At 34.5% G+C, this 18,676-nt stretch carries 14 protein-coding genes; 8 read left to right on the top strand and 6 right to left on the bottom strand.

All coding sequences use genetic code 11. The features are described from left to right. Positions 1-283 precede the first annotated feature (283 nt). Positions 284-967 carry a ComF family protein gene (locus tag DR980_RS05180; protein WP_113634180.1) on the bottom strand — a complete coding sequence of 228 codons (684 nt, stop codon included), beginning with the start codon at positions 965-967 and terminating at the stop codon, positions 284-286. Positions 968-1,064: 97 nt separating this feature from the next. On the opposite strand from DR980_RS05180, the gene DR980_RS05175 reads away from it, so the two are divergent. Further along, the gene (locus DR980_RS05175) at positions 1,065-2,606 is read left to right on the top strand and encodes a glycine--tRNA ligase (RefSeq protein WP_113634179.1); all 1,542 of its coding nucleotides are present in this window, start codon (positions 1,065-1,067) and stop codon (positions 2,604-2,606) included. A gap of 53 nt (positions 2,607-2,659) precedes the next feature. On the opposite strand, the gene DR980_RS05170 is transcribed toward DR980_RS05175, so the two are convergent. Continuing rightward, positions 2,660-3,181, bottom strand: coding sequence for a DUF3575 domain-containing protein (locus DR980_RS05170; protein ID WP_113634178.1), 522 nt, complete (start codon positions 3,179-3,181; stop codon positions 2,660-2,662). Between the two features lie 463 nt (positions 3,182-3,644). On the opposite strand from DR980_RS05170, the gene DR980_RS05165 reads away from it, so the two are divergent. From DR980_RS05165 to DR980_RS05150, 4 genes are all read left to right on the top strand, one after another. After that, the gene (locus DR980_RS05165; protein WP_113634177.1) at positions 3,645-4,457 is read left to right on the top strand and encodes a LytR/AlgR family response regulator transcription factor; all 813 of its coding nucleotides are present in this window, start codon (positions 3,645-3,647) and stop codon (positions 4,455-4,457) included. Positions 4,458-4,633: 176 nt separating this feature from the next. Beyond that, positions 4,634-4,813 carry a hypothetical protein gene (locus tag DR980_RS05160; protein ID WP_113634176.1) on the top strand — a complete coding sequence of 60 codons (180 nt, stop codon included), beginning with the start codon at positions 4,634-4,636 and terminating at the stop codon, positions 4,811-4,813. A 224-nt stretch (positions 4,814-5,037) separates the two neighbouring features. Further along, a complete protein-coding gene (locus DR980_RS05155; protein WP_244199259.1) occupies positions 5,038-6,948 on the top strand; it encodes a tetratricopeptide repeat-containing sensor histidine kinase in 1,911 nt (636 codons plus the stop codon). Positions 6,949-6,973: 25 nt separating this feature from the next. Continuing rightward, positions 6,974-7,669 (top strand): response regulator, encoded by a 696-nt coding sequence (locus DR980_RS05150; protein WP_113634175.1) that lies wholly within the window; start codon positions 6,974-6,976, stop codon positions 7,667-7,669. 58 nt (positions 7,670-7,727) lie between these two features. On the opposite strand, the gene thiL is transcribed toward DR980_RS05150, so the two are convergent. Then, a complete protein-coding gene (gene thiL / locus DR980_RS05145) occupies positions 7,728-8,774 on the bottom strand; it encodes a thiamine-phosphate kinase (RefSeq protein ID WP_113634174.1) in 1,047 nt (348 codons plus the stop codon). 105 nt (positions 8,775-8,879) lie between these two features. On the opposite strand from thiL, the gene DR980_RS05140 reads away from it, so the two are divergent. After that, positions 8,880-9,812 carry a 1-phosphofructokinase family hexose kinase gene (locus tag DR980_RS05140; protein ID WP_113634173.1) on the top strand — a complete coding sequence of 311 codons (933 nt, stop codon included), beginning with the start codon at positions 8,880-8,882 and terminating at the stop codon, positions 9,810-9,812. 78 nt (positions 9,813-9,890) lie between these two features. Here the strand turns inward: DR980_RS05140 and lepA are convergent, their stop codons facing one another. After that, a complete protein-coding gene (gene lepA, locus DR980_RS05135) occupies positions 9,891-11,687 on the bottom strand; it encodes a translation elongation factor 4 (RefSeq protein ID WP_113634172.1) in 1,797 nt (598 codons plus the stop codon). 274 nt (positions 11,688-11,961) lie between these two features. Here lepA and dusB point away from each other — a divergent pair, with 274 nt between their 5' ends. After that, on the top strand, positions 11,962-12,954 hold the full coding sequence (gene dusB, locus DR980_RS05130) for a tRNA dihydrouridine synthase DusB (protein ID WP_113634171.1): 993 nt from the start codon (positions 11,962-11,964) through the stop codon (positions 12,952-12,954). Positions 12,955-13,076: 122 nt separating this feature from the next. Here dusB and DR980_RS05125 read toward each other — a convergent pair whose 3' ends face one another. After that, entirely contained in the window at positions 13,077-14,276 is a 1,200-nt protein-coding gene (locus DR980_RS05125) for an ABC transporter permease (protein WP_113634170.1), read from the bottom strand. Positions 14,277-14,279: 3 nt separating this feature from the next. After that, complete coding sequence (rbfA, locus tag DR980_RS05120) at positions 14,280-14,672, bottom strand: 30S ribosome-binding factor RbfA (protein WP_091166278.1); 393 nt, start codon at positions 14,670-14,672, stop codon at positions 14,280-14,282. A gap of 283 nt (positions 14,673-14,955) precedes the next feature. On the opposite strand from rbfA, the gene DR980_RS05115 reads away from it, so the two are divergent. Continuing rightward, complete coding sequence (locus tag DR980_RS05115) at positions 14,956-18,651, top strand: UvrD-helicase domain-containing protein (RefSeq protein ID WP_113634228.1); 3,696 nt, start codon at positions 14,956-14,958, stop codon at positions 18,649-18,651. Positions 18,652-18,676: the final 25 nt, after the last annotated feature.

Here is an 18,676-nt window from a genome sequence, read left to right as displayed (position 1 = left end):
ATATTTATTCAAATTTAAACATTAAACTTTGGAAACGGAAATTCTATTTCGTTATAATTTCATTAAATTAATTGATAGTGTGCTCTTTGGAGTTGTAACAGACTTGTTTTCAGGAGCTATTTCCTGCTTTTCGCTACAATCTTTCCAGTTCTGAACTTGTTTCAGAATCCTGAAACAAGTTCAGGACTAGAAAGGATTTCCACTGCAATCAGGGCTAAAAAACGACAGTGCTTTAAATTGCCATTATGTTTTACATATCCATTTTAGAATATAAATTACCAAATTATGATTGCGCCATTGCCATACAAACAATGCTGATTTTTGCGCCAGGAATTTTCAGTAATGCTCTGGAACAAGCTTCCAGTGTTGATCCTGTTGTTATGACGTCATCTATTAAAAGGAAATGTTTATTGTGGTCTTTTTCAGTAAAGGAAACATCAAAAGTGCTTTCGATTCCTTCTGTTCTGCCTAATAAATTTTTCTTGGATTGTGTTTTCGAGTACACATTTCGAACCAAAATAGAATCATTATAATCGATATTTAAACTCGAAGAAAGTGCTTTTCCAAAAGCAGTAACTTGATTGTATCCTCTTTCTTTTAGTTTTCTTCGGTGCAATGGAACCGGAATAATTTCATCAACAGATTGTAATAAATCGATCGTTTTTAAATCTTCAGCGTACCATTCGCCAAGAATTGCCCCTATTTCTTCATGCCCTTTGTATTTTAAATTATGAATGAGCTCCTGTGCAATTCCCTTTTTATGAAAATAAAATAAGGCCGAAGTATGCATTACAGGAATTCGTCCATAAAACTTTTTGAAAGCATCATTTTCTGGATTCAAATGATGATTCGTCAGCGGAATATCGTGTCTGCAAACCGTACAAATTACATTTTCATTGGACAATAAAAAAGAGCTGCAACCGGAACAGACTTTTGGAAAAAAGAGATTAATAATGCTTTCAAACATGTAATCAGGGATTTATTTATAAAAATAGACAAATCAATGCTTCAATCTTTAACAATTTTCTTTTTTTTAAGTTCACTTTTTATATTTTTGCATCATTATGGCAAAACAAGAAGATTTATTTAAGAATGTAGTTTCGCATGCAAAAGAATACGGATTTATTTTTCCGTCAAGCGAAATATACGATGGTTTAAGTGCAGTCTATGATTATGCACAAAACGGAGTAGAATTAAAAAAGAACATACGCGAATATTGGTGGAAAGCGATGGTTCAAATGAACGATAATATTGTAGGTCTTGACGCGGCAATATTGATGCATCCAACTACTTGGAAAGCATCGGGTCACGTTGACGCTTTTAACGATCCATTAGTTGACAACAAAGATTCGAAAAGAAGATATAGAGCCGATGTTTTGATTGAAGATTATGCTGAAAAACTAAATCAAAAAGCAATCAAAGAAATCGAAAAAGCCAGAGCTCGTTTTGGAGATGCTTTCAACGAACAGGAGTTTGTAACAACAAATGCCCGTGTGATGGAGTACAAAGCCAAAGAAAGAGAAATTCTGGAAAGAATGGCTCGCTCTCTTGGTAACGAAGATTTGGAAGATGTAAAAGCATTAATCGAAGAATTAGAAATTGCTTGTCCGGAATCAGGTTCAAGAAACTGGACCGAAGTGCGTCAATTCAACTTGATGTTCGGAACAAAACTTGGTGCCTCAGCTGATTCAGCAATGGATTTATATTTGCGTCCGGAAACAGCTCAGGGTATTTTTGTCAACTTCCTGAATGTTCAAAAATCAGGACGAATGAAAGTTCCTTTTGGAATTGCACAAACCGGAAAAGCATTTAGAAATGAAATCGTTGCAAGACAGTTCATTTTCCGTATGCGTGAGTTTGAACAAATGGAAATGCAGTTTTTTGTACGTCCAGGCGAAGAAATGAAGCATTATGAATTCTGGAAAGAAGCTCGTTTGAAATGGCATTTATCACTTGGTTTAGGAAGAGAAAATTATCGTTTCCACGATCACGAAAAATTAGCGCATTATGCCAATGCTGCTGCTGATATTGAATTTAATTTTCCTTTTGGATTCAAAGAATTAGAAGGGATTCACTCTCGTACGGATTTTGACTTGAAAGCGCACGAACAATTCTCCGGTAGAAAATTACAGTATTTTGATGCGGAACTGAACCAGAATTATGTTCCTTATGTTGTGGAAACTTCTGTAGGTTTGGATAGAATGTTCTTGGCAGTTTTTGCAACTTCATTAAAAGAAGAAACGTTAGAAGATGGTTCTACAAGAACAGTGTTGAAATTACCTTCGGTTTTGGCTCCGACAAAAGCAGCCATCTTACCATTAGTGAAAAAAGACGGATTACCAGAAATCGCACATAAAATTATTGATGATTTGCGTTGGGATTTCAATGTTTCGTATGATGAAAAAGATGCGGTAGGAAGACGTTATAGAAGACAAGATGCATTAGGAACTCCGTTTTGTATAACTGTTGATCATCAAACAATAGAAGATCAAACGGTAACAATTCGTCATAGAGATACCATGAAACAAGATCGTGTGGCTATTTCAGACTTGAAATCCATTATCGAAAATGAAGTTTCAATGAAAAACTGGTTGATGAAAATGTAATCACAGATTCATTTATATTAAAAAGGCTTCTCGATTGAGAAGCCTTTCTTATTTTAGTTAAATCGGTAACCAAAGGTTATGCCGCCTCGGCCTACGATTTCGTAATCCGTATCTGTACTATTAAAAAGATTACGTCCCACACCACCATTTATTTCAAAGATAAATCCTTTTTTGGTAATCCATTTGGCACCGAGCCCAAAACCTAAAGCAAAATCAGTGCGATTAGTTGTTCTTGATTCGTTTCCAATGGTGTTGTATTTGTAGCTTTCGTAGTTGTTAAGCATACCAAAACCTTCCGCAAAAAAACCTGCTGCAGGCTTTTTACCAAAATAATAGCGATAGTAAGGAGTAAACATTAGTTTTGTATCAATGTCGTCATCTATTGGTAATAACAAAGAAGCACCAAAGGCGGATTCTTCATTAAGAATTCTTTCATAGCTTACCTCTAAAGCTCCTGCCACTAAAAATAAGGCATTTATTTTCATTTCATTTTTTGGATAATCAGTTTGTTTGTCATCTTGGCTGTAACCAACTGCAAAAAGGGATAGGCATAATAACACGAATAATTTTTTCATAGGTTGTTTTTTCGGATAAAAGTAAGATAAATTTGTAAAAAAAGTGTTTTTCGTATACTTTTTTGATTGTTAATTCGGACAATGTTATAAACAATCGATATGTTAAATTTTTACGTCCTCAATAAAATGGGTAAAAGATTTTCTATTGGAATTTTTTTTGGATAATAACGTGATGTTTTCAGGCATGATTTACTAGACAGTTATAATTTTTAACTGGTTTTAAAATAAAAAATAATGCTCTTTATCGGATATATTTGCACTTCATCTTAACATGTCAACATTTGTTAAAAACATATTAACAAGAGATAGGTAAAAATTGTTAAATGCTTATTTTTAGAATGTTAAATAATAGTTTTTTGTTTAATTAGTTTCCCAAAATCACCAATATTACTTAATAGTTTAAAGTGAATTTATACTTTAGATGTATTGCGTAATGCCTTAAAATTCCAGGAAAAAACCATTGATGAAGTATTCGTACATTATTATTGACGACAATCAAGAAAGTGTTTTGAAAACTAAAGCAGTAGCTGATTGTTTTTCAGAACTTGATTTCGTAGCATCGGCAAATAATTACGAGGAAGGTATAAATCTTATATTAGAACAGAATCCGCAATTAATTTTTCTCGAAATCGATCCTTTAGATACAGCCAGTAATTTGTCTTTGTCTTTGATCAATGAACTACACAGGTATTTAAAGGTCATCCCTAAAATTATCATTACAACGAGGAAAAAAGATTTAGCTTTTGAAGCTATAAAATATGAAGTAACGGATTATTTGATAAAACCATTGGTTAGAATCGATTTGGTAAAACTGATTTTGAAATTAAATAAATCACAAACCGAAAATGTTGTCGATTCGGAGGAATCTGTAATTCAGGAAGAGAAACCAATTTTTATCGCCCAACCCGAAAGCATAAATCAAGGCCAATCGTTGACATTGTGTATTAAGTCCTATGGAGATCATCGTTATATTGCGGCAAAAGACATTTGTTATCTTCGAGCAGATAATAATTCAACGGATATTTATTTAAATAATGGCGAAATGATTACCGCATTCAAAACATTAAAGCATTTTGAAGGCGTTTTGTCCTATCCTTTCATCAGAATTCATAACAGTTATATTGTCAATAGGAGTTATATCTCCAGAATTCACAGTGGGAACTCTGTGTGTTATATTAAAAACAGTCCTGTCAAACTTCCTTTTTCTAAGTCTTATAAGAAAAATATAGACCTAATTATCTCCGAATTTGCCAACGGAAATTATTTAGAAATCTAAAATAATCCATTCACCCAGATTTGACATTCATTCACTCTCATTCGGGAGTATTCTACCATATCTGCTGTTTTTTGTAAGAAAAAGTGAAGTTGTCTGTGTAGTTTTACAAAAGAATTCAACGCTAATGCGATTCTAAAACAAACAAAATCAAACAACAACATAAAAATCCCCAAATTATGAAAAAAGCAATTTTAACAATCGGATTATTCTCTTTAGTAATGGTATTAACTTCATTTACTTCAAATGAAGAAGTTACTTCAACAAACGACAATAAATCAGAAGTTTTCAAAATCGAAAATGTGAAACTAGATCTTGCTGGAAATGGTGGAACAGGTGGAAATAAGAAAATGGACTAATTAATTTAGAATAATCCTATTAGCAAAAAAAAGCTGTCAAAATATTTTGACAGCTTTTTTTATGTCAAGAAGTTTATTTTCTTATTTTTGATGGTAAAACATTTCTACTATTGAAACATCCATTATATATAATACTTTTTTTTATTTCTTTATTTTTTGGGTGTACTAAAAAAAGTACTCAATCCGAAACATCAATAGATTCTAGAGACAGTCTCTCTAAGTATTTGTCATTAGCGAACAATTTTGATTTACCATCTGAACAACGAGAAAAATACATACAAAAGGCCTTTAAAATTATTAGACCTCAAGAAAATGATTCTTTACATCGTGTAAACCTCTTCAAGGTAGCAAATCGATATTATAACTTAGAAAACTGGAAGGAGTATAAAAGAATGGTGCGATTAGTGCTAGAAAAATCTGCAATGAAGCAAGATGCTTTTAGTATGGCAAAAGGTAATAATTATTTAGGAGATTATTATGATTCTCAGGGGATACCGGATAGTTCATTTTTATACTATGACAAAGCAGAGAAAATGTATGTTGAGTTAAATGATGATTATAATTTGGCAAAAACAATTATAAAAAAGGCAAACATACAATTTAATCAAAGCGACTTTTTAGGATCTGAAAAAGCTGCTTCAAAAGCATTAAAAATTATAAAAAATACCAACCAAAGTGACGTATTGTATGATGCATATAATTTATTAGGATTAATTTATAATGAACTGGAAGATTATGACAATGCAATGGTTTATCACAAAAGAGCTTTAGCAAGTATAGATGATGAGTTAATGGCCTCTTTTTATCAGCCAAAAGCAACTTCTTACAATAATATAGGTTATCTATACCTTAAAAGAGAAAAATACCAACAAGCCAAAAGCTACTTCCAAAAAGGATTAGTCCAAAAAAACATATCGAGAGATAAGCCATATATTTATGCCATGTTGTTAAATAATTTAGCGTATTCTAAATTCAAGCTTCACGAAAAGGAAAAGTTACCAGACTTGTTTTTTAAATCATTGAAAATCAGGGATAGTTTACAACTTACTGCCGGTATCATAGCAAGTAAAATAAATTTATCTGAGTATTTTATTTCAAAGAAAGATACTGCACAAGCAAGTCAATATGCAAAACAAGCGCTTGAATTGTCTCAAAAGACAGACAATTACCGAAACGTTTTAAATTCTTTAAAACAATTATCGGTTATTGAACCACAAAATGCTGCGGTTTATGCAAATGATTATATTAAGGTCAGCGAGAAACTCCAAAAATCAGAACGTAAGATGGGTAATAAATTCACCCGAATAGAATACGAAACGGAGGAAATCAAAAGTGAAAATACCGACTTAGTGCAACAAAATAGAAACTTACTATATTTTTTCACTGGTTTAGCGATGCTCGGTTTGTTTTCGTTTGTCATTAAAACACAAAAAGCAAAAAATAGAGAACTGTTATTCAAGCAACAGCAGCAAATGGCAAATGAAGAAATCTATAATTTGATGATTTCACAACAAAATTCAATTGAAATAAATAGAATTAAGGAGAAAAAAAGGGTAGCTCGCGAGCTGCATGATGGAGTATTGGGTAGGATGTTTGGTGTGCGAATTAATTTAGATAGTTTGAATAAAATTCTAGATGAGACCGCCGTTGAGAAAAGAAACAACTATTTAACAGAATTAAAGAATATTGAACAGGATATCCGTGAGATTTCTCATGATCTGAATAGAGAAAAATCAGAATTAATTAATAACTTCGTCGCCATAGTTGATAATTTATTCGAAGAACAGAAAAAGACACATAAATCTAAATTTGTTTCCAGTATTGATCCAGCTATAAAATGGGAATTGGTGAGTAACTCCTTGAAAATTAATTTTTATCGTATTCTGCAGGAGGCACTTCAAAATATTAATAAATATGCTAATGCGAATATCATCAAAATTGAACTAAAAAAAGTAGAGGATCACTTGATTTTGAAGATCACCGATGACGGTATTGGTTTCAATGTTAAAACAGCTAGAAAAGGGATTGGCCTCCAAAATATACTTTTTAGAGCTAAAGAATGTGATGGCGTTTTTGACATAAAATCATCAAAAGGCGAAGGTACAATCATTACAGTTACAGCTCCAATAGAATAAAAAATAAACCTACAATTTATAAAAAATGACGATTGATTCAGTTGATACATTAACAACAAAGAACAAAATAATAATAGTTGACGATCATCCTTTTATCATAGAAGGATATAAAAATGCAATTACGAGATATAATCCTGATGAGTTTGAGTTTTCTATAACAAAGGCTAAAGATTGTGAATCAGCATATAATATTATTACAAATCCGGATGTAGAAGCATTTGACATCGCTTTCTTGGATATTAGTATGCCTCCTTACGAAGAAAAAGGAATTTACAACGGAGAGGATTTGGCTAAATTGATTTCTGAATACATGCCAAACTGCAAAATTATTTTGCTGACGATGTATACCGAATTGTTAAAGATTAAAACCATTATCAAAACAATTAACCCTAGCGGTCTGGTGATAAAAAATGATTTAACTTTTGATGAATTACTTTTTGCCTTTGATAAAGTTATAAAAGATGAAACGTATTATAGTGAATCAGTTGTGAAAATGCTGAATTTATCTGAGGAAAATACGATAGAAATTGACCAAATAGACAAACAGATTTTGTTTCATATATCCAAAGGAACTAAACTTAATGATATACCACAATATATTCCAATTTCGTTGGGTGCCATCGAAAGAAGAAAAATAAATTTGAAAGAGCTTTTGAAAGTCGAGGAAGGCAGCGATATTGACTTGGTCCGAGAAGCTAAAAATAAAGGGCTACTTTTTTAGATAATCATAAACAAAAAACGACACTTAATAGGTGTCGTTTTTTGTTTAGGAAGAAAATTTATTGGGTCAAAGCATCCCAACCACGTGCTTTTAAAGCAATTTTTGTATTGGCACGAGTAACTAAATGTATGCCTTCACTTTCTTGTGTCATGTGTCCAATAATAGTGAAATTTGGATTTCCTTTTATTTTTTCAAAATCTTCCATAGCAATGGTGAAAAGCAATTCGTAATCTTCACCGCCATTTATGGCAACTGTTGTACTGTCAATATTGAATTCTTCGCATACATTAATAAATGTTGGATCTATAGGTAATTTGTCCTCATATAAATTACAACCCACTTTGGATTGTTTGCACAAATGCATAATCTCCGATGATAATCCATCAGAAATATCAATCATTGAAGTTGGTTTTATTTCTAAAGCATGCAATAAAGTGCGAACATCTTTACGTGCTTCCGGTTTCAATTGACGTTCTATAAGATATGTATATGCATCTAAATCAGGCTGTGAATTTGGATTCACCTGAAAAACTTGCTTTTCTCTTTCTAAAACTTGCAATCCCATGTAAGCAGCACCAATATCACCAGTAACTACTAATAAATCAGTTTGCTTTGCGCCATTTCTATAAACAATCTCCTCTGCATCAGCTTCGCCAATGGCAGTAATGCTGATAATTAATCCTTTTTGTGATGAGGTTGTATCTCCACCTATAACATCAACATTATATTCACGTGCTGCATGCGTAATTCCTGCAAATAATTCATCTAATGCTTCCAAAGGAAAACGATTGGAAACCGCAACAGAAACCGTGATTTGTGTTGGCTTAGCATTCATCGCGCAAATGTCAGAAACATTGACAACAACAGCTTTGTAGCCTAAATGTTTTAAGGGCATGTAAGTCAAATCAAAATGCACACCTTCAATCAGTAAATCTGTAGAGATAACGACCTTTTTATCTTTGAAGTCCAAAACGGCAGCATCATCGCCAATACCTTTTAGAGTAGTAGGCTGGTTGATTTCAAAGTTTTTTGTCAAATGGTCTATCAATCCAAATTCTCCTAATTGGGCAATACTTGTACGTTGTGGGCTTTTATCTTCGATCATTATTTTTATTGTTTTGAAGTTGCAAATATACAAAGAAATATTCGCCTTGAATTGCATCAATTTTCGCCATTTTTTCGCATCTTTAAGTAATTAAAATCATCAACAATGGAATCATTTGATATCATTACTATAACAGTTAACTCGGCTTTGGATAAAAGCACCCATTTTAAAGGCTTGGTTCCAGAACAGAAAATTAGATGTGAGGAACCGAGGTTTGATGCTGGTGGAGGCGGAATCAACGTATCTAAAGCAATTTCCCGTTTGGGCGGAGCTTCATTGGCAGTTTTTACTTCTGGTGGACCTACAGGTAAAATGCTGGAAGAATTGGTTACTAAAGAAGGAATTGCCTATGAAGGAATTGCCGTTGAAAGTTGGACCAGAGAAAGTTTTGTTGCCGTGGATGACAATACGAATTCTCAATACCGTTTTGGATTTACCGGTGGAAAAATTTCCGAAGAAGAAAGCGAAAGAATTTTAGAAGCCATAGCAGCTTTAAAACCAAAATTCCTAGTAGCCAGCGGCAGTTTGAATGAAGGTTTGTCTGATGATTTTTATCGAAAAATTGCAGAAATCGCAAAAAAATCAAATGCTAAATTAATTGTGGATACCTCGGGCGAAGCATTGAAAAAAGCGTTAGAAGTGGGTGTTTATATGATCAAACCTAATGTTGGTGAACTTGCAAAACTGATTGGCGTAGAGCGATTGGAACTGGAGGAAGTAAATGAAGCCGCAAAACAAATCATAGCTAAAGGTGGCGCCGAAATCGTAGTTGTTTCTCTCGGTCCCCAAGGTGCGGTGTTGGTTACAAAAGATGTTTACGAGTTTGTTCCAGCTCCCAACGTGGCCAAAAAAAGTACAGTAGGTGCCGGAGACAGTATGGTGGGTGGAATGGTTTGGGCGCTTTCGCAAAATAAAAGCCTGAAAGAAGTCATCCGTTGGGGGGTTGCTTGCGGTTCAGCAACAACTATGAATGAAGGAACCCAATTGTTCAAAGGTGAAGATGCAAAACGATTGTTTGAATGGTTGAAGAATAAATAAAAACAAAAAAACCTGACAATTTTCACATCGTCAGGTTTCTATATATCCTATTCTCTTTCTTCTTTACTCTAAAATAAATTAGTCATTCAACTTCAAAACAGCCATAAACGCTTCTTGAGGAATTTCAACATTCCCTACCAATCTCATACGTTTTTTACCTTTTTTCTGTTTTTCCAATAATTTACGTTTACGAGAAATATCTCCACCATAACATTTGGCGGTAACGTCTTTACGCAATGCTTTAATGGTTTCACGTGAAATTACTTTTACTCCAATTGCAGCTTGAACAGGAATATCAAATTGTTGACGTGGAATTAATTCTTTCAATTTTTCACACATTTTTTTTCCAATAGAATACGCATTATCGGCATGCATCAAAGAGGATAAAGCATCAACAATAGTAGCATTCAATAAGATATCCACTTTAACCAAATTAGAAGTTCTCATCCCAATTGGCGTGTAATCAAAAGAAGCATATCCTTTAGAAACGGTTTTCAAACGGTCGTAAAAGTCAAATACAATCTCTGCCAATGGCATGTCAAAAGTTAATTCCACACGCTCCGTAGTCAAATACGTTTGGTTAGTAATCAAGCCTCGTTTTTCGATACACAAACTCATTACATTTCCAACATAATCGGATTTGGTGATGATGGTTGCTTTTATAAAAGGCTCTTCTACATGATCCAAACGAGAAGGCTCCGGTAAGTCCGAAGGATTATTTACTATAAGTGGCGTTTCTGGATGTTTCTTGGTATATGCTAAATACGAAACGTTGGGAACTGTAGTAATCACGGTCATGTTAAACTCACGCTCCAAACGTTCTTGGATAATTTCCATGTGCAACATTCCCAAGAATCCACAACGGAAACCAAAACCTAATGCTGCCGAACTTTCTGGTAAAAACACCAACGAAGCATCGTTCAACTGCAATTTTTCCATCGAGTTTCTCAACTCTTCGTAATCTTCGGTGTCTACAGGATAAATTCCCGCAAAAACCATTGGTTTTACATCTTCAAAACCGTGTATGATGTTTGTTGTTGGATTTTTAGCATCCGTCAACGTATCTCCCACTTTTACTTCTTTGGCTTCCTTAATTCCGGAAATCAAATACCCAACATCACCTGCAGAAATCACTTGTTTCGGAACTTGGTTCAATTTCAAAGTGCCAATTTCATCAGCAAAATATTCATTGCCAGTTGCCATGAACTTAATCTTTTGCCCTTTCTTGATCTGACCATTTTTCACACGGAAAATCACCTCGATTCCACGAAACGGATTGTAATGCGAATCGAAAATCAATGCTTGTAAAGGTTCGTCAACGTTCCCTTTTGGTGGTGGAATTTTTTCGATAATGGCCGCCAAAATATTTTCTACACCAAAACCCGTTTTTCCGGAAGCGTGAATAATATCTTCCAATTTACAACCCAATAAGTCAACAATATCGTCGCTCACTTCTTCTGGGTTAGCGCTAGGCAAATCAACTTTATTCAAAACCGGGATAATTTCCAAGTCATTTTCTAAAGCCAAATACAAATTTGAAATCGTTTGTGCCTGAATACTTTGTGCCGCATCTACAATCAAAAGCGCGCCTTCGCAAGCCGCAATCGAACGGGAAACTTCATACGAAAAATCTACGTGACCCGGTGTGTCAATCAAATTCAGGATATATTCTTCCCCTTTATAGGTGTATTCCATCTGGATGGCGTGACTTTTTATGGTAATGCCACGTTCGCGCTCCAAGTCCATATTGTCCAGCAATTGCGCCTTTTCTTCCCGAGCGGTAACGGTTTGCGTAGCACCAAGTAATCGGTCAGCAAGCGTACTTTTTCCGTGATCAATATGTGCAATAATGCAAAAATTCCTAATATGTTTCATGTTCTAAATAATATCAAATTTATTTCAGGGCGTGACCACAAGGGTCGGGCTATCCGCTACAATCTTTTCCTTTTTAAAGAAAAAAGGAAAAGGATTTTCACTACTATCCCTCACGCAAGCGCCAAACAGCGACAATTAATCTGCAAATATAAGCTAAAATCAATAGCTTCAAAGCCTAGAATTAGTAAACTAATGGGTTAAGTAAGAACTCTTTTCGGCAACTGCTTTCTGCTATTCATCTAAATGTTGTAATTTTGCACCAAATTAAATGAAGATGATTAAGATTGGCAACATAGAATTACCTGATTTCCCTTTACTTCTTGCACCCATGGAAGACGTGAGTGATCCGCCGTTTCGTAGATTGTGCAAAATGCATGGTGCCGATATGATGTATTCTGAATTTATTTCATCCGAAGGTTTAATTCGTGACGCCATCAAAAGCCGAATGAAATTAGATATTTTCGATTACGAACGACCTGTAGGAATCCAGATTTTTGGCGGCGACGAAGAAGCTATGGCATTGTCCTCCAAAATTGTTTCAACTGTAAATCCGGATTTAATAGACATCAATTTTGGTTGCCCTGTCAAAAAAGTGGTTTGCAAAGGTGCCGGAGCCGGAGTTCTTAAGGATGTAGATTTGATGATTCGCTTAACACAAGCCGTTATTGATAGTACGCATTTACCTGTAACCGTAAAAACCCGTTTGGGTTGGGATGATAATTCGATTAATATTGATGAGGTTGCGGAACGTTTGCAAGATATTGGGGTAGCCGCTTTGAGCATACATGCTAGAACACGCGCCCAAATGTATAAAGGTCATTCTGACTGGTCGCACATTGCCCGCGTCAAAAACAATCCTAGAATCACAATGCCTATTTTCGGTAACGGAGATATCGATTCGCCGGAAAAAGCATTACAATATAAAAATGAGTACGGCATCGACGGAATCATGATTGGTCGCGCTGCCATTGGTTATCCTTGGATTTTTGACGAAATCAAACATTACTTCAAAACGGGAGAACATTTAGCAAAACCAACTGTTATAGACAGAGTAGAAGCCGTTAGAAATCACCTCACTTGGGCCATGGAATGGAAAGGCGAACGATTAGGAATTGTGGAAACGCGTCCTCATTACACCAATTATTTCAAAGGAATTCATTCTTTTAAAACGCACAAACAAAAATTAGTAACGCTAGATAGACCTGAAGAATTATTCGCAGCTTTAAATGAAATCGAAGAAGCATATGCAGGATATGAAGTTGTTTAACTAAATATTTTAAACACAAATTCCACTTATTTGCACAAATGATTTCGTGTAAATAAGTGGAATTTGTATTTAATTTTTTTTTAAATCTGAAATCAAAAATCGTTAATCATCAATCAAAAATCTTATTCAAGCAACTTCTTGCTCACGCGGCTACTTGCAATTAAGGAAGCAACAAAGCCAAGCGTGACTATAGTTCCCATAACAATAAGAACATTTTCGAGAGAGAAAATCACAGGATAAGCCAGTGTAGGAGTAATCATAACTAACTGAAAATATTCTTGTAACAATACGATTATAATTCCTAGAGCCAAGCCAATAATTCCGCCAAAAACACTCAATAAAGTGCCTTGAAGCAGGAATATTTTTCGTAAATCCTTGATTTCAGTTCCAAGATTAAAAAGGGTTTTTAGGTTTCCTTTTTTGTCTAAAATCATCATAATTAACGCGCCAATCAAGTTGAATAGCGCCACGACAATCACCAAAGTAAAGATTAAATAAACCGCAATATTCTCCGTATTCAACATTTTATAGAGCGATTCGTTGAGTTGCGCCCTGTTTTTTACGGTGATTTTATTGTCGAAAATGGTTTGAAGCTGCTCTGTAATGGCACTTTCATCAGCATCCGTTTTCGTCTTGATTTCAATCCCGGAAACCTGATTGGTTTTGTATTCCAGTAATTCTTGGGCCAAACCTAAATCGGCAAAAACATATTTTGAATCAAGGTCGTCGCTAATAGCGTAAATCCCAACAGGAATTACATCTGTTTTATTAAAAGCTTGTTCTGGATTTTCAATAGCGCCTTTTCCTGGCTTTGGAACCAAAACTTCCAACTGATTATTAAAATCCAATAATCCCATCGAGAATTTTTGAGAAATTCCATAACCTACCACTACTTGATACGTATCCGGTTTCAGCCACTGCCCGTTGAAAAGTTTTTTCTCGATAGCATTAACTTTGCTGAAATTAGCATCAACACCTTTCAGGTAAGTAACTTCTTGCTTTCCATTAAAAGTGAATAAAACTCGCTCTTCAATAATTTTAGTATACGAAACCAAGCCGTCAATTTTCTTGATTTGGCTTTCCTGACTTGGGGAAATCAAAAAGGATTTTCCTAAAGTGCTGCTTATTTTTAAATCGGGATCAATGTCATTAGTAAATGAAAGACTAAAAACCTTCAACCCGCTAAAAACGGACAAAACCACAAACAAAGCCATAGCACCAACAATAATTCCCAAACTGGCAATACGATTGATGATGTTTATAGCATTATTTTTACTATTGCTAAGAATGTAGCGTTTGGCTATGTAAAGGGGGAAATTCAAATTTTATTGAAATCTGCGTTTGTCCAAAAGATCTCTGTTTTCAATAGGATTATCTCTATTGGCTAGCGCATTGTCAATTTTTTCAATGTAATCTAAAGAGTCATCAATAAAGAAAACCAAATTTGGAACTTTTCTCAATTGCAAACGAACACGTTGTGATAAATCATGCTTAATATTTTTAGCATTGGACTTAACCGCCTCTAAAATCTCTTTTGCTTTTTCCTGAGGAAAAACACTTAAATGTACCGTCGCTACTGATAAATCTGTAGTCACAGTAACCTTGGATACCGAAATGATTAAATTAGCCAGTCCGTTTTTTCTCACTTCACCTTGCAGAATATCAACCAAATCTTTTTGGATAACCCCACCTATTTTTTTCTGTCTATTTGTTTCCATGCTGCAAAAATACTACTTTTAAGTTTTATCCCGAAGTTTCGGGGCAAATTTTAAAAGTAACCTATTAATACGTGTATTTTTAGAAGCTATTTCCTGCTGTACACTATATCTTTCCTGCCATCCCGAAGCTTCGGGACGGCAGGAAAGGATGCCGCTACCATCAGGGCTAGGGATTTGGGAAATTAGAACGCTAATTCTAAATCAGAAATCATAATTTATAAATAACATCAATTTGGAACATAAAATAAATCCAGTTTCGGCTTCCTCTCCTTCGGGGAATGTTATGGAGGGGAGACCTTCATTCTCCATATACGACGCATCCGCCGGCTCCGGAAAAACCTATGCGCTTGTCAAAGAATACCTCAAAATTATACTTGTCGCGCCAAAAAATGATGCCTACCGCAATATTCTCGCCATTACGTTTACTAATAAGGCGGTACACGAAATGAAATCCCGAATCGTAGGCAGTTTGTCCGAATTTGCCAAGGATGAACCAAGTGCAAAAGCGCAGGATTTAATGCAGGATTTGGTGAACGGAAAACGAAATGAAAATAATCCTGAAGAATGGAGCGAAGAACCAATAGGACTTTCGATTATCCAAATCAAAACTAAATCACAGCAAATCATCAAGCATATTATTCATAATTATGCTGCTTTTGATATTTCTACAATTGATAAATTCACACATAAAGTTATTCGTGCTTTTGCACACGATTTGAATTTACCTATGACTTTTGAAGTCACTTTGGATACTGAAAATTTGTTGGTAGAAGCCGTCGATGCCATCATCGCGCAAGCCGGAGAAGATGAAACATTAACAAAATTGCTTATCGATTTCACGATGGAAAAAACCGATGATGATAAATCTTGGGATATTTCGCGTGAAATTCTTGAAACCGGTCGTTTGGTTTTAAACGAAAATAATAGAAACGAAATCACGCATTTTCAAGATAAATCTATCGCTGAGTTTGTCGAAATCAAAACCAAACTTTCCGAAGCCTGCAAAGACTTAGAAAAGCAAACTATTGTTTTTGCAGAAGAAATGTTGACCTTAATTGATAAAAACGGAATTGATGTAAAATCCTTTTCCAGGGGTACTTTTCCAAATCATATTAATAGTATTCAGCAAGGAAAGTTCAATCCCAAGAATAAAACTTTTCATGAGTTTGATGATATAGCAATCAATAAAACTGCAAAAGACCGTGCGATTATTGAGAATTTGATTCCTGAATTTTTGCAAATACTGACTAAAGTTTATACCGCTTTTGAAAAGATAAATTTCTACAAAGCTTTTCTAAAAAATATTACGCCGCTATCATTATTAAATACCGTCAGCAATGAATTGGCCAAGATTCAGGAAGAACAAAATGTACTTTCCATCTCGGAATTCAATGCCATTATCCATCGGGAAATCCAAAATCAGCCGGCACCTTTTATATATGAACGATTAGGCGAACGCTACCGTCATTTTTTTATTGATGAATTTCAGGATACTTCAGAAATGCAATGGCAAAATCTAATTCCGCTGATTGATAATGCACTTTCGGGTCAGGATGATTTTGGAGTAAAAGGAACTTTGATGATTGTGGGCGATCCAAAACAATCGATTTACAGATGGCGTGGCGGAAAAGCGGAACAATTTATTGAATTGAGTAAAGACCAAAATCCGTTCAATAATCCCGATAAAAGACTTGAACATTTAGATAAAAATTACCGCTCTTATTCGCAGATAATCGAATTCAATAATGATTTTTTCAAATTGTTATCGAATGAATTCGAGCATTTGGATTATAAAGATTTGTATGAAAATCATAGTCATCAAAAAACGAATGATAAAACGGGTGGTTATGTAAATATTTCTTTTATTCCAAAAGTAGAAACTTCGGAAGATGACGAAGAAACTTTGGATAAAACCGATTTGTATGTTTTGGCAACCTTAAATACGATTCAAAAAACTTTAAAAGAAGGTTTTGAATACAAAGACATTGTGATTCTGACTCGAAAAAGAAGTCAAGGAATTGCGATTGCGAATTATTTGACAGAACAAGGAATTCCGCTTTTGTCATCAGAAACCTTGATGATTCAAAATGCAACCGAAGTTCGATTGATTATTCATTTATTAAAGTACTTGAAAAACAGTTCTGATCTGGAATCCAAAGCAAATTTTCTTCAATATTTAGCGCAAAACAGTCATCATAAATTACCTATTCATGATTTTATCGCTCAAGGAATGGCATTATTTCAGGAAGCTGATTTCGAAGAGTGGTTGATGAGTTTTGATGTTTCACTTTCGTTTCAAAACATTAGAAAAAAATCATTGTATGAAGCGGTGGAGACAATAATAACAAAGTTCCTCACCCCAGCCCTCTCCAAAGGAAAGGGTGACGGAGTGGTTAATCGTGTGGATAAAAATAGTCTTATTGAATCAAATAAATTAGGGTACATGACGGGTGGTAATTATTCTCATCTTTTGATAGAAAAAGCAAAAGAAATGCGAAAGCAGCCCACGCATGCTGAGAAAGTTCTTTGGATGGAGCTTAAATCTAAATCACTGGAAGATTATAAATTTAGGCAACAACATTTGATAAATGATTTTATTGTTGATTTTGTTTGCTTGTCCAAAAAACTGGTTGTTGAAGTAGATGGTGAATACCATTTTACTGAAGAACAAGTTCAGTTGGATAATTATAGAACAATTACTTTAAATAAATTAGGCTATAAAGTCATTCGATTTACCAATGAGCAAGTAGTAAAGAGTATTTCAGAAGTTTTAAAAGAGATAAAAAAGGAGTTAGTCAGTCAAGAAATTTTACTAGATTCTATTGCTCCAGTTTCGGCTCCTTCCCCTTCGGGGAGGGTTGGGGAGGGGAATGCCTACGTTCAATATTTCCTAGACATTGTTCTGGAGCGAGATATTCGCAACCAAGCAGGAATTTCAGATTTCTTGAATTTCTGGGATAAAAATGCGGAGAAATTTAGTATTCCTTCTCCGGAAGGGACTAATGCCGTTCGGATTATGACGATTCATAAATCGAAAGGATTGGAATTCCCGGTTGTTATTTTCCCTTTTGCTGAAGAAGATTACAATAGAAAGCCAAAAGATAAGTTATGGCTAAATGCTACAGAACAAGATTTTGGTTTACCAAAAGTGTTGATTGATAACAGCAGTGCGGTTGAAGGGTTTGGTGAAGAGGCTGCTGAGGTTTACAATCAAAAAAAGCAGGAAGAATTATTGGATAATATCAATGTTTTGTATGTGGCTTTAACCCGAGCCGAAGAACAATTATATGTTATTTCGAATATGAATTTATCCAGTAAAGGGGAATTGCCAAAGAATAATATGTGTTCATTTTTTATTAATTATTTGGGTAATAAAGGCGAATTTGCCGAAGATAAATTAGAATATGAATTTGGAAATTCGATAAAATTGTCTGCGGGAAAAGAGCATGTCGATACTTCAAAAACGATTCCTTTGGTTTCTGAAATTCTAAATCCAAAGAATATAAAAATTGCGCAGCGTGAAGCATTAATGTGGGGAACGCATCAGCAGGAAGCTATAGAATATGGGAATGTTATTCATGAAATTTTGTCCTTTGTAAAAACTAAAAACGATGTTGATTTGGCAATTACAAAGTCTATTGAAAACGGATTGATAACTTTTGCTCAAAAAGAAATAGTTTTTAAAACGATTCAGGAAATTGTTAATCACAGTGAATTAGAAATTTGTTTTGCCGAAGGGAATGACGTTTTGAATGAGCAAACTATTATTCAAAAAGAAGGTAAAACCATTAAACCGGACCGAATGGTTTTGACAAAAAACAAAGAAGTGTTGTTGCTGGATTATAAAACAGGAACACATAATGTGAAATACCAACAGCAATTGGAAAATTATCAAACAGCAATTGAGTTAATGGGTTATAAAGTGACAAAAAAAGCACTTATTTACATCGGAAAAGAAATCGATGTAGTAAATTTGTAGCCTAAAAAGTGAATAATTCGCAAAA

It is taken from the genome of Flavobacterium psychrolimnae (assembly GCF_003312425.1).
Taxonomy (GTDB): domain Bacteria; phylum Bacteroidota; class Bacteroidia; order Flavobacteriales; family Flavobacteriaceae; genus Flavobacterium; species Flavobacterium psychrolimnae.
Note: the sequence above shows the minus strand (reverse complement) of the source record. Positions and strands in the feature narration are given on the sequence as shown.